General features: G+C 38.3%; 19 protein-coding genes, 6 tRNA genes and 1 pseudogene. 16 read left to right on the forward strand and 10 right to left on the reverse strand.

The genetic code is table 11. The features are described 5' to 3' along the window. The first annotated feature begins 124 nt into the window (after positions 1-124). Together H3V11_RS00430 and H3V11_RS00435 are read left to right on the forward strand one after the other, a co-directional pair. The gene (locus tag H3V11_RS00430; RefSeq protein WP_174830347.1) at positions 125-1,534 is read left to right on the forward strand and encodes a leucyl aminopeptidase; all 1,410 of its coding nucleotides are present in this window, start codon (positions 125-127) and stop codon (positions 1,532-1,534) included. A 10-nt stretch (positions 1,535-1,544) separates the two neighbouring features. After that, positions 1,545-1,982 (forward strand): DNA polymerase III subunit chi, encoded by a 438-nt coding sequence (locus H3V11_RS00435; protein ID WP_174830348.1) that lies wholly within the window; start codon positions 1,545-1,547, stop codon positions 1,980-1,982. A 57-nt stretch (positions 1,983-2,039) separates the two neighbouring features. Here the strand turns inward: H3V11_RS00435 and rfbD are convergent, their stop codons facing one another. From rfbD to H3V11_RS00460, 5 genes are all read right to left on the reverse strand, one after another. Next, positions 2,040-2,900: a dTDP-4-dehydrorhamnose reductase gene (rfbD, locus tag H3V11_RS00440; protein WP_174830349.1), complete on the reverse strand. Its 861-nt coding sequence runs from the start codon at positions 2,898-2,900 to the stop codon at positions 2,040-2,042. Positions 2,901-3,075: 175 nt separating this feature from the next. Continuing rightward, on the reverse strand, positions 3,076-4,218 hold the full coding sequence (gene ribD, locus H3V11_RS00445; protein ID WP_174830350.1) for a bifunctional diaminohydroxyphosphoribosylaminopyrimidine deaminase/5-amino-6-(5-phosphoribosylamino)uracil reductase RibD: 1,143 nt from the start codon (positions 4,216-4,218) through the stop codon (positions 3,076-3,078). A 3-nt stretch (positions 4,219-4,221) separates the two neighbouring features. After that, positions 4,222-4,731, reverse strand: coding sequence for a hypothetical protein (locus tag H3V11_RS00450; RefSeq protein ID WP_078474211.1), 510 nt, complete (start codon positions 4,729-4,731; stop codon positions 4,222-4,224). Between the two features lie 189 nt (positions 4,732-4,920). Then, entirely contained in the window at positions 4,921-5,376 is a 456-nt protein-coding gene (gene nrdR, locus H3V11_RS00455) for a transcriptional regulator NrdR (RefSeq protein WP_025331013.1), read from the reverse strand. A gap of 388 nt (positions 5,377-5,764) precedes the next feature. Next, positions 5,765-6,253 (reverse strand): GNAT family N-acetyltransferase, encoded by a 489-nt coding sequence (locus H3V11_RS00460; RefSeq protein WP_025331014.1) that lies wholly within the window; start codon positions 6,251-6,253, stop codon positions 5,765-5,767. Between the two features lie 146 nt (positions 6,254-6,399). Here H3V11_RS00460 and msrAB point away from each other — a divergent pair. From msrAB to H3V11_RS00500, 8 genes and pseudogenes are all read left to right on the forward strand, one after another. Further along, positions 6,400-7,392: pseudogene (gene msrAB, locus H3V11_RS00465) on the forward strand (bifunctional peptide-methionine (S)-S-oxide reductase MsrA/peptide-methionine (R)-S-oxide reductase MsrB); the annotation flags it as partial. A gap of 238 nt (positions 7,393-7,630) precedes the next feature. After that, entirely contained in the window at positions 7,631-8,203 is a 573-nt protein-coding gene (pgsA, locus tag H3V11_RS00470) for a CDP-diacylglycerol--glycerol-3-phosphate 3-phosphatidyltransferase (RefSeq protein WP_025331015.1), read from the forward strand. A gap of 107 nt (positions 8,204-8,310) precedes the next feature. Further along, positions 8,311-8,386: transfer RNA gene (locus tag H3V11_RS00475), tRNA-Gly, on the forward strand. Positions 8,387-8,416: 30 nt separating this feature from the next. Then, a tRNA-Gly gene (locus H3V11_RS00480) sits at positions 8,417-8,492 on the forward strand. 30 nt (positions 8,493-8,522) lie between these two features. After that, positions 8,523-8,598, forward strand: a tRNA-Gly gene (locus H3V11_RS00485). Between the two features lie 40 nt (positions 8,599-8,638). Further along, a tRNA-Cys gene (locus H3V11_RS00490) sits at positions 8,639-8,712 on the forward strand. Positions 8,713-8,730: 18 nt separating this feature from the next. Continuing rightward, positions 8,731-8,805 (forward strand) — tRNA-Cys (locus H3V11_RS00495). A 42-nt stretch (positions 8,806-8,847) separates the two neighbouring features. Next, positions 8,848-8,938 (forward strand) — tRNA-Leu (locus tag H3V11_RS00500). Between the two features lie 609 nt (positions 8,939-9,547). On the opposite strand, the gene H3V11_RS00505 is transcribed toward H3V11_RS00500, so the two are convergent. The 3 genes from H3V11_RS00505 to H3V11_RS00515 form a co-directional block, all read right to left on the reverse strand. Further along, positions 9,548-10,711 carry an FAD-dependent monooxygenase gene (locus H3V11_RS00505; protein WP_198223367.1) on the reverse strand — a complete coding sequence of 388 codons (1,164 nt, stop codon included), beginning with the start codon at positions 10,709-10,711 and terminating at the stop codon, positions 9,548-9,550. Positions 10,712-10,747: 36 nt separating this feature from the next. Next, positions 10,748-11,929, reverse strand: coding sequence for an FAD-dependent monooxygenase (locus H3V11_RS00510; protein ID WP_198206844.1), 1,182 nt, complete (start codon positions 11,927-11,929; stop codon positions 10,748-10,750). A 301-nt stretch (positions 11,930-12,230) separates the two neighbouring features. After that, a complete protein-coding gene (locus tag H3V11_RS00515) occupies positions 12,231-13,418 on the reverse strand; it encodes an MFS transporter (protein WP_078474359.1) in 1,188 nt (395 codons plus the stop codon). A 633-nt stretch (positions 13,419-14,051) separates the two neighbouring features. Between H3V11_RS00515 and H3V11_RS00520 the strand changes: the two genes are divergently transcribed. The 6 genes from H3V11_RS00520 to H3V11_RS00545 all read left to right on the forward strand — a co-directional run bounded on the left by H3V11_RS00520 (position 14,052) and on the right by H3V11_RS00545 (position 19,826). Beyond that, positions 14,052-14,534: an Lrp/AsnC family transcriptional regulator gene (locus tag H3V11_RS00520; RefSeq protein WP_025331019.1), complete on the forward strand. Its 483-nt coding sequence runs from the start codon at positions 14,052-14,054 to the stop codon at positions 14,532-14,534. Positions 14,535-14,637: 103 nt separating this feature from the next. After that, positions 14,638-15,213, forward strand: a complete 576-nt coding sequence (locus tag H3V11_RS00525; RefSeq protein ID WP_198189974.1) for a DUF1415 domain-containing protein — start codon at positions 14,638-14,640, stop codon at positions 15,211-15,213. Between the two features lie 162 nt (positions 15,214-15,375). Then, a complete protein-coding gene (locus H3V11_RS00530) occupies positions 15,376-16,833 on the forward strand; it encodes a sodium:proton antiporter (RefSeq protein WP_198206845.1) in 1,458 nt (485 codons plus the stop codon). Between the two features lie 37 nt (positions 16,834-16,870). Beyond that, a complete protein-coding gene (locus H3V11_RS00535) occupies positions 16,871-17,569 on the forward strand; it encodes a 16S rRNA pseudouridine(516) synthase (RefSeq protein WP_025331021.1) in 699 nt (232 codons plus the stop codon). A 1-nt stretch (position 17,570) separates the two neighbouring features. Beyond that, positions 17,571-18,212, forward strand: a complete 642-nt coding sequence (locus tag H3V11_RS00540; protein WP_025331022.1) for a trimeric intracellular cation channel family protein — start codon at positions 17,571-17,573, stop codon at positions 18,210-18,212. Positions 18,213-18,710: 498 nt separating this feature from the next. Beyond that, complete coding sequence (locus tag H3V11_RS00545; RefSeq protein WP_198223368.1) at positions 18,711-19,826, forward strand: Tim44 domain-containing protein; 1,116 nt, start codon at positions 18,711-18,713, stop codon at positions 19,824-19,826. Positions 19,827-19,902: 76 nt separating this feature from the next. On the opposite strand, the gene H3V11_RS00550 is transcribed toward H3V11_RS00545, so the two are convergent. Both H3V11_RS00550 and cls read right to left on the reverse strand, forming a co-directional pair. Further along, a complete protein-coding gene (locus tag H3V11_RS00550; RefSeq protein WP_198223369.1) occupies positions 19,903-21,999 on the reverse strand; it encodes a TonB-dependent receptor in 2,097 nt (698 codons plus the stop codon). Between the two features lie 264 nt (positions 22,000-22,263). Beyond that, positions 22,264-23,757: a cardiolipin synthase gene (cls, locus tag H3V11_RS00555; RefSeq protein ID WP_198223370.1), complete on the reverse strand. Its 1,494-nt coding sequence runs from the start codon at positions 23,755-23,757 to the stop codon at positions 22,264-22,266. Between the last annotated feature and the right edge of the window lie 46 nt (positions 23,758-23,803).

Raw genomic sequence — 23,803 nt, forward strand, 5'->3', positions numbered from 1 at the left:
AAACACATTTGCGACTGTCCTTACTTTAGCGGCAGCCTGCGTTACAATAAGTGCATCCGGTTCTGCTTAACGCATGATTCGTACAGAATATATACAATGCCCTTATAAAATAGGATAGGAAAATATGGAATTTAGCATAAATGCGGAACAATTGCAGCCGCAAAACAACAGTTCTTTACTATTTGTGTATTGCAAAGAAAGCAAACCAGAACAAAATCTGGCTAATACTTTGTTAACTCAATTACAACAGCAACAAAAGGATTTTATTGCGACACACACAGTAAAAGATGAATTTTTACAGGCTTTAGCTGTAGTAAACATCGATAAAGATGATTATGCCAGCATCCAGAAACTGGCTGCAAAAGCTGCCAGCTGGTCCAAAGAGCAATCATCACTCAATATAGATTTAAGCAAATTGCCGGAAATACTTGCCCAGAAATGGGTACAGGCTTTTACAATTGCTGTTGGCGAAGCGGTCTATTGCTTTGATAAATTCAAAAAAGATTCTAAGCCGGTATTACTTGAAAAAATCAATTATCAGACTGTTCACCCTGTCAATAACCACCTTAGCAAGGCCGAAGCTATTATCTATGGTATGAATATCTGTAAAGATTTAGGCAATGCACCGGGAAATATCTGTACTCCGGCCTATTTGGCTTCTTCTGCTGCCAAGATTGCCAATGATTTAGGTGCCAGTGTAAGAATCATAAACGACACCGAAATACAGGAAATGGGTATGAATGCTTTACTGTCTGTTGCACAGGGAAGCACGGCCGGAGCTTATCTTATTGAATTGCAATATCATGGAGCTTCGAATAACGAAGATAAGCCGGTAGTTTTGGTTGGCAAAGGTATTACTTTTGATTCTGGTGGTATTTCTCTTAAACCGGGTGCTGCCATGGATGAAATGAAATTTGATATGTGTGGTGCAGCTTCGGTTATTGGTACTTTTGCAGCTGCAGTAAAACTCAAACTACCATTAAACCTCGTTGCAATAATCCCAACTTGTGAAAATATGCCTTCAGGCAATGCTGTTAAACCAGGCGATATTGTTCAGGCTATGAATGGTTTAAATATTGAGGTTTTAAACACTGATGCAGAAGGCAGACTGATATTATGTGATGCACTTACCTATGCCGAACGCTTCCAGCCTAAAGCAGTAATCGATGTTGCCACCCTTACTGGTGCCTGTATCATCGCTTTAGGACATGTTGCACAAGGTGTATTAGGCAACAATCAGCAATTAATCGATCAGTTATTACAGGCAGCAGACAGTATTAATGATAAAACATGGCAACTACCATTATTTGAGGAATACAAAGAACAATTAAAATCCAACTTTGCTGATTTACAAAATATTGGCGGTCGTCCTGCGGGAACGATTACGGCTGCTGCCTTTCTCTCATACTTTACTGAATCTTACTCGTGGGCACATCTTGATATTGCCGGTACGGCATGGAATTCCGGCAATAATAAAGGTGCGACAGGTCGTCCTGTTCCACTTCTGCTTGAGTATCTGATTCAGCAATCCTGAGAAAAAAGATATGGCCACAACTACTTTTTATACTCACATTACTGACCCCGTTTCATTTACATGCCGGCTGACGCAAAAAGTATTTAAAAGTGGTTCAAATATTTTGATTTGGTGTGATGATGTAAGCCGTGTTAATCAACTGGATCATGCTTTATGGTCATTTCAACCTGCAAGTTTTATTCCACATGAAATCTGGTCACCACAACATGTTCAACCAATTCAGGCAGTATTACTGGCTTATGGTGAAGATTTACCAGTAATAGAAAAAGATTATGTTGTTATTAATCTTGCAGATGCATACTGGTGTAATGCCCCACGGAAACCAGAACGCGTATTAGAACTGGTAAGTAATGATCTGGATGAAATCGCAGCTGCACGTCAACGTTTTCGCACTTATCGGAGCGCCGGATTTAAAGTTGAGCATTTCGATATGAGGACGCAAAACTAAAACTAGCAGTTATCAAAAAAGCGGGTTATCAGTTAACCCGCTTTCTTTCTATAATTTTTATCTCATCAATTTTTCAACAATATGAGCTAAAGGTGTATCAGTAACCGGTTGCGGAAGCATATTTTGCAAGGTACGGCTATCCAGAATACCAAACTCAGGTCTTCTGGCAGCTGACTGGTAATCAGCTGTGGCAATACGCTCTACCTTAACCTGATTATACCTTTCGTCAATTTTTGCCGCTTCAGTAAATATACGCTGAGCAAATTCTGCCCAACTCATCTGCTGACTTCCCGCAAAATGTAATAAACCGCGCGGAGAATGAGGTAATGCTGCAAGGCGTATAATGGCTTCAGCCAAGTCACCGGCATAGGTAGGACAACCAATCTGATCACCAACAACCCGTATATTGGGTGTTTCCAATCCTTTTTGTAACATAATTTTTACAAAATTATGTCCGTATTCACTATAAACCCATGAAGTACGAATAACCACAGCATCTACATGAGCATTTAAAGCCAGCAGTTCACCCGCCAGTTTACTATGCCCGTATACATTCAAAGGGTTAGGTGCCATATTTTCCGTGAGAATGACATGATGATGGCCATCAAATACCTGTTCAGTCGATATATGAATCAGACGTGCACCAATGGAATGCGCAGCCTGAGCCAGATTCAGTGTTCCTGTTGCATTTACAGCAAAAGCTCTGTCTATATCTGCTTCCGCAGCATCAACTTTGGTATACCCTGCCGCATTAATAATCACATCCGGTTCAAAAGTTTTCACCATATTAAGCACATTATGTGCATCAGTAATATTCAGAGTCTGAGAATCACTGGCAATCAGCTCCCAGCTTTCCGGTAATCTGTCTCTTAAACAACTACCTACCTGACCTTTTGAACCTGTTAATAAAATACGCATGGCGAAACCTTTTATTTTAAATTGCCAATAGAAAAATGAATATATTTACAACAATAACGCTAAATCACGCTTAAAAATTATGCTTACATAAAATAAGCTTATTGTTACATATTGAAAGTTTATTTTCAGCACCAAAAAATTTTTACTCAGAAGAATTGATTTGATATGCAGCTAACTATGCTTCTGAAGCAGTTTTACCCGCTAACCATTTGGCACTTTCACGATGACGCAATAACCAGCGACAATCCTGACCTAAAACTTTTACATCAACAGTCTGCCATTTCCGCTCTGTTAAAGCATTTGGATTTTCTGATATTTCAATAGCATTGCGCGCATTAGCTCCGAGTATTTTGGGAGCCTGATAGTAAATGATTTCATCAACTGCATCAGCTGTCAGCAATGCTGAATTCAATATAGAACCTGCTTCCACCAATATCGAACCAATATCACGTTTAGCCAGAATCACCCAAAGTTTTTGTAAATCAATCTGTCCTCGCAAATTTGCAGGTACAGTAAGAATAGAAACATGCGGATAAGATACAAAAATGGCTTTTTTAGCGCTGTCTGTGACAGTAGTAATGATCAGTGTAGGACTTTTAGTGTCCTGAATTATCTGATACTCAGGTGTAAGACGTAAGCGGCTATCCAGAATAATGCGCAATGGTTGTCTTAATGTCGAAAAACGACGTACATTTAACAGAGGATCATCTGCCAGTATAGTATTAACACCAGTTAATATGGCACAACTTTCAGCACGTAATGTCTGCACATCATCACGCGCTGCCTCTCCAGTAATCCACTGGCTTAAACCATTACTTAGAGCTGTCTTACTATCCAGACTAGCTGCTATCTTCAATCTGATATAAGGTTTATTTCTTTCCTGTCTGGATAAAAAACCAGAATTCAGTTCACGCGCCTGTTGTGCAAACAAACCACTGTCAACTTGAATTCCTGCCTTTTGCAGCATGTGTAACCCATTACCTTTTACCAATGGATTTGGATCGCTCATAGCAACAACAACACGCTTAATATGAGCATCAATCAATGCCTGAGCACATGGTCCTGTCCGACCTGTATGACTGCACGGTTCCAAGGTTACATAGGCAGTAGCAGCCTTTGCCAGATATCCGGCCTGATGTAATGCGTGAATTTCTGCATGAGGCTGTCCTGCACAGACATGAAATCCCTGACCCACAATTTGTTCGCCATGAGTAATAACACAGCCTACTCGCGGGTTAGGACTGGTAGAAAACCGCCCTTGCCAGGCTAGCTCAAGGGCGGTTTGCATAAATTTCGCATCAAGCTCAGAAAAGCTCATTTTTTAATTATTCTGTACATTTATGGTTTTTAAAGTACCAGCAAGTGCATTATAGTCGGCACTTTCACTGCTGGCGCATACTGAATAAAGATTATTATCCACAATCAGTGCAACACAGCTTTCATTTAGCAACGTACCATTTTGCTGATGACTGAAACGATAATTCATACGGTTTACAGTAGCGGCACCTACTTTGATATTACTAATACTACTATTATGTTCGAGACTGTCAGCCAGATTTTTAAAATATTCATCTGGTTTAATTTTTAATGTACCTAAGTTATTTACTGCCAAAGTGATATTACTACCGTCATCATGCTGTAATAAAGTTAGATTATTTAATTGTGCCGGATCTACCCAGTCTGTTGCACTATCCAGTACATCAGCAAAATCTCCGTCTACTACTATACTGAGTTTACTGTCTTTACTGGTCAGAGTCTGAGTAGCAGAAACAGCAGGTTCATCAGCAGATGCTGCGCTACTGCTGGCAGTCTGAGTATCACTTGCATCCATAGTTACAGAAGTATCCTGTTTCGTGCAAGCAGATAAGCCCAATAAAAAAAGTATTGCACACAACCCTATACGAGATTTCAACATGATATATTTAAGCTTTCATGACAAGGCATAATAGTTACAAAGTATAACAAGAATTAGCGCCGAATGCAGCGAACAAAACAATACTCTTCTCAAGGGCTGATATAACTAATTGGTATTTTTTAAAGTAGCAATTAATTGAGTAAATTCCGAAACATCGTGAAAACTTTTATAGACAGAAGCAAAGCGCACATAAGCAACTTCATCCAGCTTAGCCAGTAAACTCAAGACCATATCTCCAATCATCTGACTGGGAACTTCCTTAACCCCCATGTGATAAAGATTAGTTTCTATTTCTGCCACTGCATTTTCAATACTTTCCCTATCCATTGGCCGTTTATGTAATGCCCTGCTGATACTGGTATACAACTTAGCCGGATCAAACAAAACTTTTTCTCCAGTACGTTTGATAATCAATGGCATCCGCATTTCAACTACTTCGAACGTACTAAACCGACAATCACAAGCCAGACAGCGACGACGTCGGCGAATACTATTATTACCCTCGCTCAGACGTGTATCAATTACCTGTGTATTGTTATGCTGGCAAAAAGGACATTTCATATAAATACAAAATAAATATTAAACTGAATAGCTATTGTGGCAGGCAGTACCACTGCTGGCAAGCTTCTTTGTTCTGTAAATTCAAATGATTTAATCAATTATAGATAACTTATCTACCTGTACACAAAATTCAGCGCAAAACTTTAGGTAAAATATGGGGATAACTACAATATAATATTGATTTATATTGATTATTTTTTATTGATTAAAAAATAGGCACATTATAATTATTGGATAATCCAACACACTCAAAAAAAGAGAAATAGAAATTTACTATCAACAATTTAGTTAAACAAACAATTTATAAAAATAAATTTAATAATTATTCAAACCATTAATTTTAAATTTTCATTTTCTGTATTAAGTATTAAATATTGTTTATAGCACATCACTCAATTAAATATTTGCGCATCAGTAAGCAGTTAACGGTAACTTCACGATTGAGTGGCAATGCACATTCACCTAATGAAGTATAACCATTAATTTCATAAAATTTTACGGAATTAAGCGATGCATAGAGCTTCAGCATACCCAGCCCTGCACGACTGGCAACATCTTCAGCACGCTGCAACAAAGCAGTTCCCAAACCCTGATTATGTACGAAAGGATGGATATATAAAGCATCCAGTTGAGCTTCTACTAAATCCATCTGAAAAAAGCCTTGTATATGGCCTTTATAATCAACCACCCATAAAGCTTTATTAGCATCTGCCAGCGTATGCAAATAGCTTTGTATATTTAATAATGACAACCATGCTTTCAATACTGTTTCATCATATTTACGTGCACAGGTATACTGAACAGCATAGCGATGAGCATTATAAATATCTTCACAGTCTTCCGGTCTCGCAGGACGTAAATAAGTAATAATACTCATATGATCTTTAACCAATATGACGATGCATCAATTTATCAAAATAAGTCAGAGATTTTATATCACTTAAACATAATTAAGCAAAACAACATCTTTTATTCAACACATGCTGGTGTTAGCATGTACAAATAAACCACACAAATATATGGAATAACATCATGAATCTAAAAACTATTTATTTAGCTGGCGGCTGCTTCTGGGGTATGGAAGGCTATTTTAAGCGTTTAAATGGCGTGATTGAAACCGAGGCCGGATATGCCAACGGTCATACTGATAATCCAAGCTATGAAGAAGTATGCAATCAGGACACAGGCCATGCTGAAACGATAAAGGTTAAATATGATGCAGATATCATCTCTTTAACTGATATCCTGCGGCATTTTTTCCGGATTGTAGACCCTACTACCCTAAATCGTCAGGCACACGATACAGGCACCCAGTACCGCAGCGGTATTTACTATACAGATCCGGCTGACCATGATGTCATTCAGGCAATGATTAAAGCTGAACAAGGGCGTTATACTGCACCTATCGTAGTAGAAGACTTGCCTTTACAACAATTTTTCCCCGCTGAAGAATATCATCAGGATTATCTGGACAAAAATCCACAAGGCTACTGTCATATTGATTTACGAAAAGCCCGGGAGCCTCTGCCTGAATTGCCACCATCGCAGACTTCCACAACATTATATGATGCAAATGCTTTCCACAAACCTGATGCAGCCACTTTACACCAGCAACTGAGTGAAGAAGCTTATCAAATTACTCAGAATGCAGGCACTGAGCGTCCGTATAGTCATCCGTATGATGAACTGTTTGTCCCTGGGATTTATGTAGATATTGTCAGTGGAGAGCCACTTTTCAGCTCACGGGATAAATTTAATTCCGGTTGCGGCTGGCCGGCATTCAGTCAGCCAATACAATCCGAAGCAGTGAGTAAACATGAAGATAACAGTCATGGCATGCAGCGAACTGAAGTGCGTAGTCAGCATGCAGACTCACATTTAGGACATGTATTTAAAGATGGTCCGCAAGATCGTGGTGGATTACGTTATTGCATCAACGGAGCAAGTTTACGATTCATTCCCTATGAAGAGATGGATGCAGCCGGCTATGCTGCCTATAAAGACATGGTGAAATAACTTCCTCAGCATCGGACAGGATATATAAACTATCTTTGCTGTCCGATGCTGTAGTTTCCAATAGTATAAATTACTATCAAAACATAACTAATAATTAAATATTTAAATAAAAATATAAAATTATCACAACAATTTATCCCGAGATACATTCATTAATCAATAATAAAAAATCACCTTAAAGCGCTCAAAGCGGTATCATATAAGCAACCAAATCATAACTTGTCAGGGACACCCCGTTATGCCATGGAATTTTCCGATATTGCTCACTTGGTTGCGTATCCTTATCATTCCAATATTTACTTTATTATTTTATTTGCCAGCAGACTGGATTAGTGATCGCCAGATCATTAACTGGCTTGCAGCAGGCTTTTTTGCCGTAGCTGCAATAACTGACTGGTTTGATGGTTATCTGGCACGTCGTTGGAAACAAACATCTAATTTTGGTGCTTTTCTTGACCCGGTTGCGGATAAACTAATGGTAGCTGTTGCTCTGATATTACTTGTAGCAACCGGCCGCACCTATGCCATATTTGCCATGATTATCATCGGTCGTGAAATTACCATTTCTGCTTTACGGGAATGGATGGCTCAGCTTGGCAAACGAAATAGTGTTGCCGTAGCCAAATTGGGAAAATTTAAAACCGCGGCACAAATGGCAGCTATTTTTCTTTTACTACTCACTTCCCCACCATTAGCAGAACCCAATTTGTTATGGATATTTGGAAATATTCTTATGCTTATAGCCTGTATCCTTACTATCTGGTCAATGCTGTATTATTTAAAGATGGCAACGAAAGAATTTAAATCCTAAAAAATCATAGTGAAAGCAAAAAATACTTCATCAGATGTATTAATAATCTTGACACATTTTTTTTCATCGATATAATGTTGCTTCTTCATTCAGTACGAATGAACAACGCGGGAATAGCTCAGTTGGTAGAGCGCAACCTTGCCAAGGTTGAGGTCGCGAGTTCGAGACTCGTTTCCCGCTCCAAAAACATGCTCACATGTATAAAGTGAATTTGCGGGAATAGCTCAGTTGGTAGAGCGCAACCTTGCCAAGGTTGAGGTCGCGAGTTCGAGACTCGTTTCCCGCTCCAAAAACATGTTCACATGTATAAAGTGAATTTGCGGGAATAGCTCAGTTGGTAGAGCGCAACCTTGCCAAGGTTGAGGTCGCGAGTTCGAGACTCGTTTCCCGCTCCAGTTTTATAATAGTTGCTCTACCCGATTGAGTAATATATAAGGCGGGATGGCAGAGTGGTCATGCAGCGGACTGCAAATCCGTGTACGCCGGTTCGATTCCGACTCCCGCCTCCAGATTATATTAAAGTTTATGGCGGGGTGGCAGAGTGACTATGCCACAGTGTGCAAAGCTGTGCAGGCCGGTTTAAATCCGTGCCCCCGCCTCCATACAGCACACAAATATGCACAAAAGTGCATTAAAAACTACCCGCCCGGGTGGTGAAATTGGTAGACACAACGGACTTAAAATCCGTCGGCTCTTAAAACGGCCGTGCCGGTTCGATTCCGGCTCCGGGCACCATTTATTGAATCCAGATACACTTAGATGTATCTGGATTCTTTACATTTATATTTCAAGAAATACACACTTGTATATTTTGCTTTTTCAACTGCTCTGTGACATATAAAACATCAAATTGATACCTGAAATTCTATTGATGATTTTCTACCTCTTACATATATTCCTATACATAAAGAACATGCTCTAACATATTTTATAAAATTTAGAAAAGCAGTAATCAAACTATACTTAGTATTTTTAATAACCATGCATTTTAAAAAACATGAATTTAAAGCTGGGTGAAGCGTATAGAACTTTAAAACAGGCACTGAATTCGAAGTAGCTAATACCTTAGGCATGCGCAGCCAATAGCAAAACTGATAAAGAACTACAGAGATAAAAAGCCAGCAAATTTATATTGGTAACAATGAAATTAGCGAAATTCCAATGTTAGATAAATGTTTTATTCAATACTACTATCGTATAAAGCAAAATTTTTCATACAAATCTATATTCTCAATTATGATGAGCTATAAATTGAAATATAAATTGAGAATATAAAAATAATTTCATTATTGCTTAATCCAGTCATTATTACTCTATCTTTAGCAACAAATCTTTATTATTAAATCATAAACCCATTGCTTCCCGAATCATTCTTTTTTTAATTAAGCCTGAATAATTCACCAGATTCAATCCTTTATTACGAACCCAGCCAATGGCAGGAAAATAGTCATTGGCAAATAATTTGAATAAACCATCACAACTATATTGCATCAGCCTTACTGCTAATAATCTTGATCGCTGATACTGCCTGAGAATAGACCATATACCCGAATCACTGGCATTTGTCAGTAAGTTACTGAGACATTGCACATCTACAAAACCCAGATTTACGCCTTGTCCGGCCAATGGATGAATAGTATGAGCTGCATCCCCAATCAGAGCAATTCTTTGGCTGACAATTTTTTTAGGCTGTCGCATTATCAGGTCAAAGTTGACCACAGGAGTGGTTAGTGTTAGTTCACCTAACTTTTGATTACCTGCCAAAGCAACTTCCCGTGCAAAACTTTCTTTATCCAGTTTCGTCAGACTTTCTGGGTCAGATATCGACCATACGATAGAAATCTGCTGCTGCGGCAAAGGCAAATAAGCAAGAATATCACTACCACGAAACCACTGATAAGCACATCCATTATGTGGTTTTTCCGTGTTGAAATTAGCAACAATACCTTGTTGCTGATATGGAGAAGCGTTTACTTCAATGCCAACCTGTTCACGCAACCAAGAATTAGCTCCATCTGCACCAACCACTAGCTGACTGCAATAAGTTTGACCATTTTCCAGAGTTATCTTTGCCGACCATACATCGGTAATCACAGATTGAGGACAATTACTGACTATTGCTACCCCCTCTTCCTCCAATGCTAGCCACAATTTTGCCAGCAAATAGCGGTTTTCAACCATTGAATTTAAACAAGGTACATTTATACTGGAGGCGTCAAAACTAATACATCCATTACCGTCACCATAAACCTCCATATGGCTTACTCTTTGTACTCTTTCTTCCGGCCAAACACCTAAACTATTTAAAAATTGCTGATTAGTCGGACTAATGGCATAAATACGGGCATCCCAAGACTGAGAGAGACTGAGCAAATCTGTTTGAGGTGGCTTTTTTTCAATGATAAGAATCTTTTTACCTTGCCGATGTAAAGCTAAAGCTAAAGTTGCACCAACCAACCCTCCCCCTAGAATAATGACATCAAAATCATATTGTGTATTTATGCACATTTTGCTTTCCATATCGTTTAAACAATAGTATTTATTCTAGATATCGGGATGCGGAGTTACTCCAAAAACCAGCTGCCTGGTAAACTTATGCTTCAAAACAGGCACTGATCCCAAAATACTCATACCCATACTTTGTCCATATGCCAGCCCGCTGTGAGCATGATCAAACAGTTGTACCAGAATATGCGTAAAGCCTACAACTGCACGAGCATCATAAGCACGTATTCGTGCATATTTTCCGGCTAAAGAACTATCATTAAGAGAAATCTTATCTGTCTTACCAAATGTTGCACTTAACATTTCGGCATCACGAACACCGAGATTCAATCCTTGTGCAGCAACTGGATGCATGGTTTGAGCGGCATTTCCGATGCAAATTACTCTCCGACTATACACCTGGTTAAGCTGACGTAATTTCAATGGAAAAGTTGCCGGCGTTCCCATTTGCTCTAAATGACCTAAGCGATCTCCCATTACAGACTGTAACTGCTGATTAAATTCAGCCACATTCCACAGCTCTCGTTGCAATGCTTCTTCATGAGTACATGTCCAGACCAGTCGAAAATCATTTCTATAAGGTAATAAAGCAAGCGGTCCATTTTCAGTAAAACGTTCATAGGCAATAGCATGATTGCCTGCCTCGAACTTTAGAGTATTAACTAAAGCCAGCTGCCGGTAATCATGGGTGTGTACTTTTATATTCGGCAAACCGGCAGCCAGTTCACCTCCTTCTGCCAGAATCAGCCATTGTGCAGTTAAGTTATGCCTTCGTTGCTGATAAAAACACTGTGCTGAAGCCCAATGAGTTGTACTTTGTACCTGTTCAACAGTTGTTTGCCATTGCACAGATATATTGTTTTTTTGTAATGCTGTTTCACAAGCCTGTAATAATCTGACATAATCAATCGTCGCTCCAAGATAAGGTAATCCTATATCGTGTGCTGACATTAGTACACGACCAAAATGATGCTGCCGTGAAACATGTACCTGCCGGATAAAAGTCAACATTTCATCAGGCAGATATACTCCGGCCTGCCGGAAAGTCTGGATACTATGATATGACAAAGCAAGAGTACGCTGATCATTCAGATTACTGTCAGCAGCTCTGGCCTCCAGTAATAAAACCGATTGATTCTGCTGTTTTAACAACAAAGCAGTAAGCATGCCAACAGGGCCTGCACCGATAATAATAAACGGATAATGTGATAATGGCTGCATAAGCAGTACTCTTAATCAAGACAGTCAAATTCTAACGTAATTTATCCATATAGAAACATAAATCTTATTTACCAGTCAGATTAAATAAAATTCTTGCTAAGCTAATATGTAATTCTTTTTTCAAGCACTAAAGTTCTACTCCAACTTCTTCAGCCTGATAATGAAATAAATATTACTCTTTTACTTAATAGTTTATAAATTGATAAAATTTATTTCGACAGATACAATTACTAAATCGAAAAATATACAAAATAAAACACCATTATAAAAATGGTGCTTTATATGGTTTCAATGTTTCTGTTTATGCTTTTTTTCGCATCAATACACCACCAATCAGCATTGCCAGCAACTGTACACTAATTAATACAACAGCAGTCATAAACCACCCTCCACTCTCAAAGGCATGACCACATAATAATGAGCCGGCAAAACCGCCTGCATAATAGCACATGTAATACAGACCGGAAGCCAGTGAACGGCCTTCTGTTACATTGGCAGAGATATAGGTAATAGTAGACGATTGAGTAATAAAAATACCGCTACTCATAATAGCCAGTGCCAGTACAATAACCCATAACGGATGCATCAGGGTTATCAGCACACCAAAAATGGATAAACTCATAGCTATTAATACAGTTAGATTGGTACCAAATTTGACAATTAACCGAGCTGATAATGGAGTAATAATCATACCAATCAGATATACGGCAAAAATATTAGCTAATTGTGAACTGCTTAGATTATATGGCGGCTGATCAAGATACAAATTGATATAGGTAAAACAACCAACCAGAGAAAACAGAACACAAAAACCCAATGCACAAGCTGCAAGAATATACCGGTTATGTAAATGATGCCATAAGGTTATTAATGCTGTTGAAATCTGTGGTTTAGCCTCGAATTTTTGCGATGCAGGAAGATTTTTCCATACCAGAACCGCTCCAGATATACTGATAATACCCATTATTAAGAAAGCATGACGCCAGCCCATAAAGTCTGTGAGGTATCCCATCAGAAACCGGCCAAGGAAACCACCCAATACCGTACCAGAAACATAAAAGCTCATCAGTTTGATACGTGTATTACCAGAAAATTCTTCACCTAAATAAGCCAGTAAAACGACAGTTATGCCGGGTACTGCAACACCCTGAGCAAAGCGCAACCACCATAGCCAATTGATACTGTGCACAAAAGACAATGCTAAAGTAGGAATAGCAATAAAAAAAACCGAACCTACAATAAAAGCTTTGCGTCCGAAAGCATCTGAAATCATTCCTAAAAACGGAGACGTTAATGCGACAGCCAAAATTGTCGCTCCTACAGTTGAACCTATTGCAGCAGCACTGGCATGGAACTCCTGCATCAATACAGGTAACACTGACTGAATAGCGTAAACCTGAATAAAAGCCAGAGCACCGGTAATCAGCACTGTTATAATTAAGGCCAGATTCAGTTTTGGAGTGATTGAAGGTGTAAGTGGTTTACTCATTATAATGCAAACTATTTATTAGAATTATCTGAATAACATATAATAATTAATCTGATTATTTCAAATAATGGTTAAACAAAATATTTTAAAATTTGTTATATTATGTATTTTATTTATTATACCTCTCAGTGTAATTATAGCTTTTCAGATTTGCAGTAATTTAAACTTCTGGATAATATCACTTTATTCTTTATATAGTTATTATTAATTATTAATTTCTTAAAAAATAAACCGTTAATAAATTGAGTTTATACGCTTACAAAAATATGAATAAATATTACCTATATAAAAATATTTATACTAATCAACAAATTAAACAATATCATTTTATTTATTGCATTTAATGGTTATTATCCGTGTAAACTTCAATTAGCAATAATATACAGATATTACAACTTTAAACTGAATAATATATTTCAAGAAAGTAGAATAGTATCAACATTTTTTATAGTAATAAGGGGATTAGATATTTAAAAAGCATTTGGAATAACTAGTATTAATTTTAAATTAATGTCAAAATAAAATAAATTTGTGTAATTAAGTGCAATCTTATAAATTGTATAAACTTTAACTTTAATTTATTATCGCCGCCTGTTTCATCGCTGCGACAATAATCCTCAGGATCCTTGTATCATGGCAATAAGTTTTTTAGATAAAACCGACCTGAAAATCCTGCAAGTTTTACAAGATAATGGTCGTCTTACTAATGTTGAGCTATCCGAGCGAGTAGCTTTATCACCATCGCCATGTCTGCGCCGGTTAAAGCAGCTTGAAGAATCGGGGATTATTCGCCGTTATGCAGCTCTTCTGGACCCTTATCATGTAGAACTGGGTTTGCAGGCATTTATTCGGGTTAGAGTTAATAAAAGTAAACAGTCCCGTGATGAGTTTACTCTTGCTGTTCAAAGCTGGCCTCAGGTGCTTAATTGTTTTGCACTCACTGGGGAGTCTGATTACATTCTTCAGGCTTTTTTCTCAGATATGAATGCTTTTTCGCACTTCGTACTGGAAACTTTACTGGCAACTCCGGGAGTGGAAGATGCCAAATCCAGCTTTGTACTGAAAGAGATTAAAACAACTACTTCGTTACCGCTGGAACATTTAAATGTAGGCTAAAAAACTCAAAATTAGTTTTAATAAACTAATAGTAAAGAATGTTTTAATTGTTTAAGAATTCATGCTACGCTTGAGCGTCTGTTATCTACATAGATAAATACATATGTCTGTCATTTATAATCAGGATGAAGAAATTATTGCTATTTGCCGCCACTGGCTGGAACAGGCAGTAATCGGACTTAATCTTTGCCCTTTTGCCAGAAAACCTTACAATTTAAAAAGATTGCGGTTTAGCATAAGCCATGCCAGACATGTTGATGCATTTCTGGAATTCATAGAGCAGGAAATTCAGTTGTTGTTACAAACGCCGGCACACGAAACAGAAACCACTTTAATTGTCGAACCTTCATTATTTACAGATTTTGAGACGTTTCTGGATGCTGTAACTTTAGCAGAAGATGTACTTCAGGAGATTGGAGCAAATGGCATCATACAAATAGCCCCTTTTCATCCTGAATTTCAGTTTGCTGATGAACCTAAGGATGATATCAGTAACTATACTAATCGCAGTCCCTATCCTATTTTACACTTGATACGTGAAAGTAGTATTGATCAAGCGATTGCGGCATTTCCTGATGCTGCAACCATATATGAACGTAACAAAGCATTGTTACGTGAAATGGGAATGGAAAGCTGGACAAAATTAGCAATCGAATACCCGTTGCAAAAATCAAAATAAATTAATCTTAAACTTCATATCAAATTGTAAAATTCGAATCTTTCCTCTGAACTATCATGCTAAATCTTTTATTAATAGCTCACTTTTTATCGAGTTTACTTTTTAACACCATACGAAATTATTGTTAAAATCTCTATTTGCTTAAATAGTAAACTATCAAGAATGACGCCAGTTAACCCTTCTGTTGTACAGTTTGCCTTTTCTTTATTAAAGCAAGGCAATCGAATACTGCAATTAATATTTTTATTTATCGTTAGTTTATTACCATTTCCTGTACTGGCTGCCGGCTTACCTGCCCATGAATTGAGTTTATGGTGGTGCTTTCCTTTTATCGGTTTGCTTTTGTCTATAGCTTTGTGTCCGATATTGATACCTAAAACATGGCATAGTCATAGTGGAAAAATTATCGGTGTATGGTGTGCTGCATTTCTGATACCTCTGAGCTGCTACTATAATGTTTCAGCTGGTTTATCTATTACCATACATGCATTGTTACAGGAATATATTCCATTTATGCTTTTACTACTGGCTTTATATACACTTTCCGGTGGTATTCTTATTCAGCATAATGGTAATGGCAGTGTAAAACTCAATGTACTGATTCTGGCAGCAGGTACACTTCTGGCCGGAATCATGGGTACAACTGGTGCTGCCATGCTATTTATCCGCCCTTTATTGCGGGCCAATGCTCAGCGACGCCATCGAACTCATCTTGTGGTATTTTTTATTTTTCTAGTGGCCAACATCGGTGGCGGATTAACCCCGCTTGGGGACCCGCCATTATTTCTGGGTTTTCTGAAAGGTGTTGGTTTTCAGTGGACATTCGTTCACATGCTTTTACCCGTAATTATCAATACTCTGATTTTACTATTTATTTTCTTTTGTATTGATTACTATTTATGGCAACGTGAAATTATTACCAATGATAAAGTTCAGAACAGTATTTCTTCATGGTCTATTCAGGGTAAAGCCAACTTATTGTTATTATTTGCAGTTACTGGAGTAATATTGGTTTCCGGATTATGTAAAAATTTACCGGTATGGAATATTTACGGAATCGAAACCAATTTAGTTGCATGGATACGTGATGGTTTACTGCTTATCATTACTTTGTGTTCACTAAAATTAACACCAGCACAATTACGCAGACAAAATGACTTTAACTGGGCACCTATGGTTGAAGTAGGTAAATTATTTATCGGAATTTTCATAACTATTGCTCCTGTAATGGCTATATTACAACTCGGAAAGGCAGGAAGTTTCGGAATACTGATAAATTTAATTGAGCAAAATGGAGAACCAGTAAACACTCTCTATTTCTGGCTAAGTGGTTTATTGTCTGGCTTCCTGGATAATGCGCCTACCTATCTGGTGTTTTTCAATCTTGCTGGAGGTGATGCTGCTTTACTTATGCAACATTTACCTTCTACATTAATGGCGGTTTCTATGGGTTCAGTATTCATGGGGGCGCTCAGTTATATTGGTAATGCTCCTAATCTCATGGTTAAATCTATTGCCGAGCAACATCGAATTACTATGCCAAGCTTTTTTGGCTACATGAGTTGGTCTGTTACTCTGCTTATTCCGGTTTTTTTACTGGATACTTTATTGTTTTTTTAACTTATCGGAATAGCCGGCCATTAAGGTTTATTTAGTTATGCAATTATTGAAATACCTGCAAGCACAAGGTTTGGGCAGTCGCAAGCAATGTCAGGCATTAATTGACGACGATGCTGTACGAATTAATGATACGCTCTGCAATCATGCTCAAATGGATATCGACCCGAAAGCGGTAAGCAGTTTATATATTGATGACGTGAGTCTGATTCCAGTACCTCTTCCTTATTTTTATATTCTGCTCAATAAACCCGCTGATTATGAAACTTCGCATAAACCACAATTTTATCCGAGTGTTTTTAGTTTATTACCAGAGCCATTGCGTCATCTGGACATGCAGGCTGTAGGCAGGTTAGATGCAGATACAACCGGCGTATTAATCCTGACTAACGATGGTCAGTTTAATCACCGTTGCACGTCACCAAAACATAAACTTCCAAAAATTTATCGTGTTAGTTTGAAGCATGCTGCAGACGAAAAACTATGTATTATTTTAAAAAACGGGGTCTTGTTACACGATGATAACGAAACGGTAACTGCACAGGCCGCTGAGTTAATTGATCCGCATACCTTACAGCTTACCATTACTTCAGGTAAATACCACCAGGTAAAACGGATGATAGCTGCAGCCGGCAATCGTGTTACTGCCTTGCATCGCAGTGCTTTCGGACTATGGCAGACTGAAGATTTACCTGCTGGCGGATGGCGTTTTTTTCAACCTGAGTCCGGCTTAATGTAACATGCTTAATACAGATATTATTTTCCAACTAATCAATATTATCGGAACAGTCGCTTTTGCCGTATCAGGTTATCTGGTTGGTTTTCGCAAAAGACTTGATATTCTCGGGGTGGTCATTGTAGCTTTACTTACTGCGGTAGGCGGCGGCATGATGCGTGATGCATTGGTCGGTCATATTCCTATGATTTTTAAAAGTAATACAGCATTGTGGACTATTTTTATTACATTATTAATTTCATGGGTGTGCCATTTACAATATCATCGTCATCGTGTACTTGCGGTATGGTTTGTTGTTGCTGATGCTCTTGGGCTGGCAGCATTCAGTCTGACAGGTGCACAAGTTGGTCTGGATCTTGAATTAAACTGGTTTGGTGTAATTACACTGGCATTTGTAACAGCTGTAGGCGGTGGGATACTGCGCGACATACTGGTAAACGAAGTACCCATTATTTTACGTAGTGATATTTACGGTACCATTGCTATTTTACTTGGCTTACTTCTGTGCCTGCTGGATCACTGGAAAATGGTTACACCATTAAGTATTAATTTGCTGTTTATTGGTGGTGTACTAAGCCGTTTACTCGCTTATCATTACAACATTACCCTGCCGGGATTTCAAAAGAAGAAAAATTACAAAATATAACAAAACTACAAGAACTTTCGCTGCAAAAAACAGTCTAAGTCATTAAGATGATGTTCATACGCAGCTACAAGCGTATAAATTAAAGATTTAAAATGGTTTTTCAGTATTCTCTTGTCGAAACATTATTTTGGCCCTCTGCTGCTTCTCCCCTTGGCACAGAGGGTTCTTTTTATCTGCAATTTTTATCAGTCATTTCTACCGATAGAAGAAGCTATTTTGTATTTTGATAAATACAAACAAAATATTAGTTCTGATAAATTATCACTATTTTATTAATCTTCTTCTGAACTCATACTATGATTTAATGATAAATATTTTGATAACCCAATATGACTATCATTCTTTCATGCGCTACAATGCTGTCTTTTATTTGCAAAAGCAACCATAAAACCGTAAAAGAGATTAAATAATAACTATTTCTTTGCTTGAAATCTTATTTTTCAGCGCTATGTACGGTAAAGTTAGTTTTAATATTATAGATAAGAAAGTATCCAAGTGATGGAAAATAGAAAATTACGTTATATTGCTTCTGCAGTTATTCTCAGCCTGACACTGAGTCCACTGGCTGAAGCCAAAAGAGTTGGCGGTGGCGGTAACCGTGGAATGTCCCGCTCAAGTTACTCCAGCTCTTATTCTGGCTCATCCTACCAATCCAATCGCGGCAACTATGCAAACTCTTCTTCCAGCCGACTTGGCGGTGGCAATAATGCAGGTATGTCACGTTCTTACTCTAACTCCGGACGTAATGATTATCGCTCTGATAATCAGAACAATTATTCTGGTCAGACACAGCCGCGCGGTAGCAATACCGGTCGGGTAATTGGTGCAGGTGTAGCTGGTGCCGCTATTGGGGCACTTGCAGGTCATGCAATGGCTAATCATAACCAGCAACAAACCAATGCACCTGTGACAAATGCTGACGGTAATTATACTGAGAATGCTACTGATAGTAATAATGCAGCCGCTACTCAATCTACCAATTCTGATCAGCCACAGGTACAGCAACAATCACAACCGGAACCTAAAAGTGGCTTTAGCTGGTTATGGTTACTCATTATTGTATTTGGTGGTGTTTATCTTTATCGTCGTTTTGCCGCTAAAAGGAATAATCAGTCAAATATACCTTATGCCGGAAATACCAAGCCTAATAATTTCACTTCATTAAACAATAATAGCAACAGCAGTAGTACCAACATTTTCGGAAAAAATATTGGAAGCAATAATAATTTAATGACAAACAATTTATCCGGCATGGCAGACGGAAGTAATCCAGACGCATTTCTGCGTTTCGCACGTCAGCGTTTTAATCATGTTCAGTCAATGAACAATGCCTCAAATCTGGAAGAAATCCGCCGTTACTTTACTTCAGATATGTTCGCAGATATCCGTAATGATATTATAAATAATCATGAAACTGCTGAATTCAGTAATCTTAATGCCGAACTGGTAGATAGCACTCAGGAAAATGGTCAGTATATTGCCAGTGTACGTTTTAGTGGATTAGTGAGTGAAGAGCTGGGTAGTGCACAGCAACCATTCAGTGAAGTATGGCACTTTGTTAAACCTATGGGTAGTCAGCAGGATTGGCTGATTGCCGGTATACAACAGGATTAATTCTCACTTGCACATATTTAACTAGCAATTATATTTAAATATTAAAAAAAGCACTGAAATATCAGTGCTTTTTTAATCAGAACATTTTACGAATATTAATTCCGGTACTGAATGTACGTTTAGGTGATGGTTCAAAATATCGCTCATTACTATCATTGACTATCACAGATCCAGCATAACGGCGATTAAACATATTATCTATACGTGCATAACTGCTTACTGTCCAGCCATGATGAACCCATTCATAACCAATATTCGCTGAAGCAAGAGCATAAGCAGGTGCATAATCACTGTTGCTGTCATTAACATATATTTTATCCATATAGCGGATATCCATCCCCCCCTGCCACCCTTGCTTAGGTTGCCATTGAAATCCTAAATAAAACTGGTTTTGAGCAACTCCCGGAATTTTATTACCTTTGCTAACAGCGGCTGCTTTACCTTGTGCTGCTATATCACTATCAAACTTTGCATCCACATAGGAATAACTCGCCTGAACTTGTAAATCCTGCCACAACTTCTTTTGCCAAGCTAATTCACTACCATATCTTTTCGTCCGGTCAGCATTACGAAACGTACTTCTGCCGCCAGATGAAACCGCAGAAACAATATCATTGTGAGTTTCAGTATGAAAAATTGTAGCTGTCAGTTGGCCCCACAGCTGTTCAAATTTTAGTCCTGCTTCAACTGTATCATTGCTAGAAGGCTTAAGATTACGATTAAAACCAGCTTGTCCATCCGGTCTGTATGCCATTTCAGTAAATGTCGGTGTTTCAAAACCTTTACCATAAGCAACATAGGCTGCTGCCTGATTACTAAAGTTCCAGCCTAGTGAAATACCGGGCAACAGTTTATGGTATCGCATAGTACTACTATCATCACCATTAGCCAGATAATGATCACGTGTTCTGAAATGCACATTGCTATAGCGTAACCCGCCATCCAAATGCCATTCAGGTAAAAATTTCCATGAAAACTGAATATAAGGATCTAAATTCCATAAGGTATTATCCTCATCACGGCGTAATTTTCCTTTAATCCCTAAATGCGCACCACTAAAATTATTATAACCCTGCCGGTCCTCATTTTCCTTATCAAACGCCACACCTCCAATCACAGTTAGATTAGGTATTGTATTTGTATTCAGCCAGCGAATATCGGTTCCATAATAATAACGGGTAAAATCGATAACACCTCCGGCATGTTTAGGAGCTGTCTGAGCTTTGGCCGGAATTGACTGGTACTGCACAACGTGACGCCGGCCGGCATACGCCATAGCATATAAACTGTTATGCTCATTAATTGATTTATCCCACGTCAGACCGGTCTGACTCTGGTCAATTTCTTTACGCATATTATAATCTCTGACATTCTGAGCTACCTGACGCGGATTTTCTTGCCACTGTTTACGTGTCAGTCCTCCGGGATCAGCAGCACGGATACGAACCTGATTAAGTACCCAATTCAATGTACTGCCATCATTTAAATCCCAAGTAAATTTTGCGTTATTGAGGACTTTTCTTGCATCGCTATGTTCCCTGTAACCATTGGTATCAAAGTAACTTGAACTTATATTATATGCAGGTAAACTCGCCGCTTTACTTCCGCCTTGTAACTGAAATGAAGTTTGCTGCTTAGCAAAACGCGCCGTGTTAAAACCAACACTGACACTCGGATTACCTGTACCCTCACGGGTTGTAGCGAGAATAGTTCCTCCAGAAGAGTTACCATATAAAGAAGAAAAAGGTCCGCCAAGTACCTCAATTTTCTCCAGAGAATTTAAATCGATATTGGATGTCTGCCCCTGTCCATCAGGCATAGAAGACGGAATTCCATCAACATAAATCCTGATTCCGCGAACACCGAATGTCGAACGGGCACCAAAACCTCTCATGGATATTTGCATATCCTGAGCATAATTTTCTCTTTCGAGAGCTTGTAAACCCGGAATAGCTTTCAAAGCGTCAGAGATATTAGTTTTAGGCGTATTTTTGAGTGTATTTGCATTTACAGTATAAACAGAAGCTGTAGTATTTAGCCATTTTGAATTAGTGCGTAAAGCAGTGACTTCGATATCCGGCAAATCTGCTTCATCATTTTTATCATTGGCATAAGCCATAAATGGCAGCGCTGTCAGTGACAGAGCTAATATTTTCAGATGTGTGTGTATCATAACTACTATTCTTAAAATTAAAAATATTAATATAAAATTATTATAAAATTAACCAATCATGACAGATAACACTTATGAATATTTACTGTCAATAAACTATTAAAAATATGGCTTGTAGATTAATTTATATTTTCCTAAACATAATATTATCTTATTAACATTTTAAAATATCACATTCTGAAAATACTTTTTTCAACACTGATAGAAAAATAATCAGGTAAAAAAACTGCCGGTTTTAGCCGGCAGTTTTTTCATTATTAAAATTTATAACAACGGACCAACCAGACGCACTGTATTCTCCACCAGCCCCCACCACTTTGAACGAGCCTGCCATGTTTTCAGTTCGATATATTCACAAGCTTTCAAATAAGTGCTCTGTAACGCCACTACTGTTTCAGTCATACCTTCATCATAAATAGCCAGACTAATTTCCATATTGAGATAAAAACTGCGCATATCCATATTTACAGTGCCAAACAAAGTGTAATCACTATCTACAGTTAAAGTTTTAGCATGTAACAGCCCACCCTTAAACAAAGCAATTTTCACCCCAGCCTGTAATAGTCTTGGATAATATGCACGTGAAGCATATTTCACCAGCATTGAATCCACAGCTTCCGGTACTATCAGAGTTACATCCACTCCCCTGGTAGCAGCTGTAGTTAAAGCCAGCAGCAAAGCATCATCCGGAACAAAATAAGGCGTCGTAATAATAATACGTCTTGTAGCAGCATGAATTGCATTAACAATAGTGTCGTAAATAACCGGACTGCCTTGCTCAGGTGCTGAAGGAATCACCTGAACCACTACACCACTTTGTTCCTGTTGTGCAACTTGCAGATTATGTATGAGCGCCTGTTTACCGTAACTGTCTACCCATTGCTGCACCTGCATTAAATTAGATTCAGTTTCTACTGCCATATCACCGGCAAATACTGCTGCCAGAGGTTGTACCAGACTTCCTTCACAACGCATCATCACATCAACCCATTCTCCGACACCGGCATTTTTTTTGAAAAAACGCGGGTCGACCAGATTAAAACTGCCGGTATAGCCAATTTTCTGATCTATAACCGCAATTTTACGATGGTTACGCAAATCTGCGCGTACAAGAAAAGTGCGCCATAATTGAACGGGTAAAGCTTCAGTCAATGTAATACCCGCATTGCGTAAACGCTGAGGCCAGTCACTACGCCAGAATTTTACACTACCAATACTGTCAACCAGCATACTGGTAACCACACCTCGTTGTGCTGCTGCAATGGCATCATTCAGCAGTTCAATAATTTCTCCCTGAGGATCAACAATATAAAAAGCCAGTAAACAGCTTGTTTTCGCATGCTGAATATCATATCGAATGGCAGCAATGATTTCTTCATCATTGGTAAGAAGCTTTAAGTGATTGTATTCGGTAGCCTCAAATCCGGTTTTATCGGCTGCAATCAAACTGATACCATGATAACGCTCATTCAGACCACTACAAGCATGCTGATTGAAATTATGCAGATATTTATTACTGAATCCCTGATAAAATTTCACCAGTTCATTCTGACGACGTAGCCGGCGTGAACCCAGCCTGGGTTCGCCAATTAACAAGTAGCCTACAGCCCCGACTAAAGGAAAAGCCATTAGCATCAGAATCCAAGCAACGGAAACTCCTGTATTACGCTGATGGTATAACACTCTCAATACCAGAACAGTAACCACAATCACATGTAATACAACAAGAATTTCAGCCCAGGGTATATCATGTAACATATAAGTAAACCAATTATTTAATGTCTAGAATATAGTAGATTATAAA

Source organism: Snodgrassella sp. W8158, assembly GCF_016100435.1.
In the GTDB taxonomy this organism is placed as follows: domain Bacteria; phylum Pseudomonadota; class Gammaproteobacteria; order Burkholderiales; family Neisseriaceae; genus Snodgrassella; species Snodgrassella alvi.

What these genes read in the sequence shown, in the direction of transcription:
- ribD (WP_174830350.1), bottom strand. Translation starts at nt 4,218, where the DNA reads ATGAGCTTTTCTGAGCTTGATGCGAAATTTATGCAAACCGCCCTTGAG.
- H3V11_RS00510 (WP_198206844.1), bottom strand. Translation starts at nt 11,929, where the DNA reads ATGCAGCCATTATCACATTATCCGTTTATTATTATCGGTGCAGGCCCT.
- H3V11_RS00525 (WP_198189974.1), top strand. Translation starts at nt 14,638, where the DNA reads ATGTCTGTCATTTATAATCAGGATGAAGAAATTATTGCTATTTGCCGC.
- H3V11_RS00505 (WP_198223367.1), bottom strand. Translation starts at nt 10,711, where the DNA reads ATGTGCATAAATACACAATATGATTTTGATGTCATTATTCTAGGGGGA.
- pgsA (WP_025331015.1), top strand. Translation starts at nt 7,631, where the DNA reads ATGCCATGGAATTTTCCGATATTGCTCACTTGGTTGCGTATCCTTATC.
- rfbD (WP_174830349.1), bottom strand. Translation starts at nt 2,900, where the DNA reads ATGCGTATTTTATTAACAGGTTCAAAAGGTCAGGTAGGTAGTTGTTTA.
- H3V11_RS00460 (WP_025331014.1), bottom strand. Translation starts at nt 6,253, where the DNA reads ATGAGTATTATTACTTATTTACGTCCTGCGAGACCGGAAGACTGTGAA.
- H3V11_RS00520 (WP_025331019.1), top strand. Translation starts at nt 14,052, where the DNA reads ATGGCAATAAGTTTTTTAGATAAAACCGACCTGAAAATCCTGCAAGTT.
- nrdR (WP_025331013.1), bottom strand. Translation starts at nt 5,376, where the DNA reads ATGAAATGTCCTTTTTGCCAGCATAACAATACACAGGTAATTGATACA.
- H3V11_RS00435 (WP_174830348.1), top strand. Translation starts at nt 1,545, where the DNA reads ATGGCCACAACTACTTTTTATACTCACATTACTGACCCCGTTTCATTT.
- H3V11_RS00540 (WP_025331022.1), top strand. Translation starts at nt 17,571, where the DNA reads ATGCTTAATACAGATATTATTTTCCAACTAATCAATATTATCGGAACA.
- H3V11_RS00545 (WP_198223368.1), top strand. Translation starts at nt 18,711, where the DNA reads ATGGAAAATAGAAAATTACGTTATATTGCTTCTGCAGTTATTCTCAGC.
- H3V11_RS00515 (WP_078474359.1), bottom strand. Translation starts at nt 13,418, where the DNA reads ATGAGTAAACCACTTACACCTTCAATCACTCCAAAACTGAATCTGGCC.
- H3V11_RS00535 (WP_025331021.1), top strand. Translation starts at nt 16,871, where the DNA reads ATGCAATTATTGAAATACCTGCAAGCACAAGGTTTGGGCAGTCGCAAG.
- cls (WP_198223370.1), bottom strand. Translation starts at nt 23,757, where the DNA reads ATGTTACATGATATACCCTGGGCTGAAATTCTTGTTGTATTACATGTG.
- H3V11_RS00530 (WP_198206845.1), top strand. Translation starts at nt 15,376, where the DNA reads ATGACGCCAGTTAACCCTTCTGTTGTACAGTTTGCCTTTTCTTTATTA.
- H3V11_RS00550 (WP_198223369.1), bottom strand. Translation starts at nt 21,999, where the DNA reads ATGATACACACACATCTGAAAATATTAGCTCTGTCACTGACAGCGCTG.
- H3V11_RS00450 (WP_078474211.1), bottom strand. Translation starts at nt 4,731, where the DNA reads ATGGATGCAAGTGATACTCAGACTGCCAGCAGTAGCGCAGCATCTGCT.
- H3V11_RS00430 (WP_174830347.1), top strand. Translation starts at nt 125, where the DNA reads ATGGAATTTAGCATAAATGCGGAACAATTGCAGCCGCAAAACAACAGT.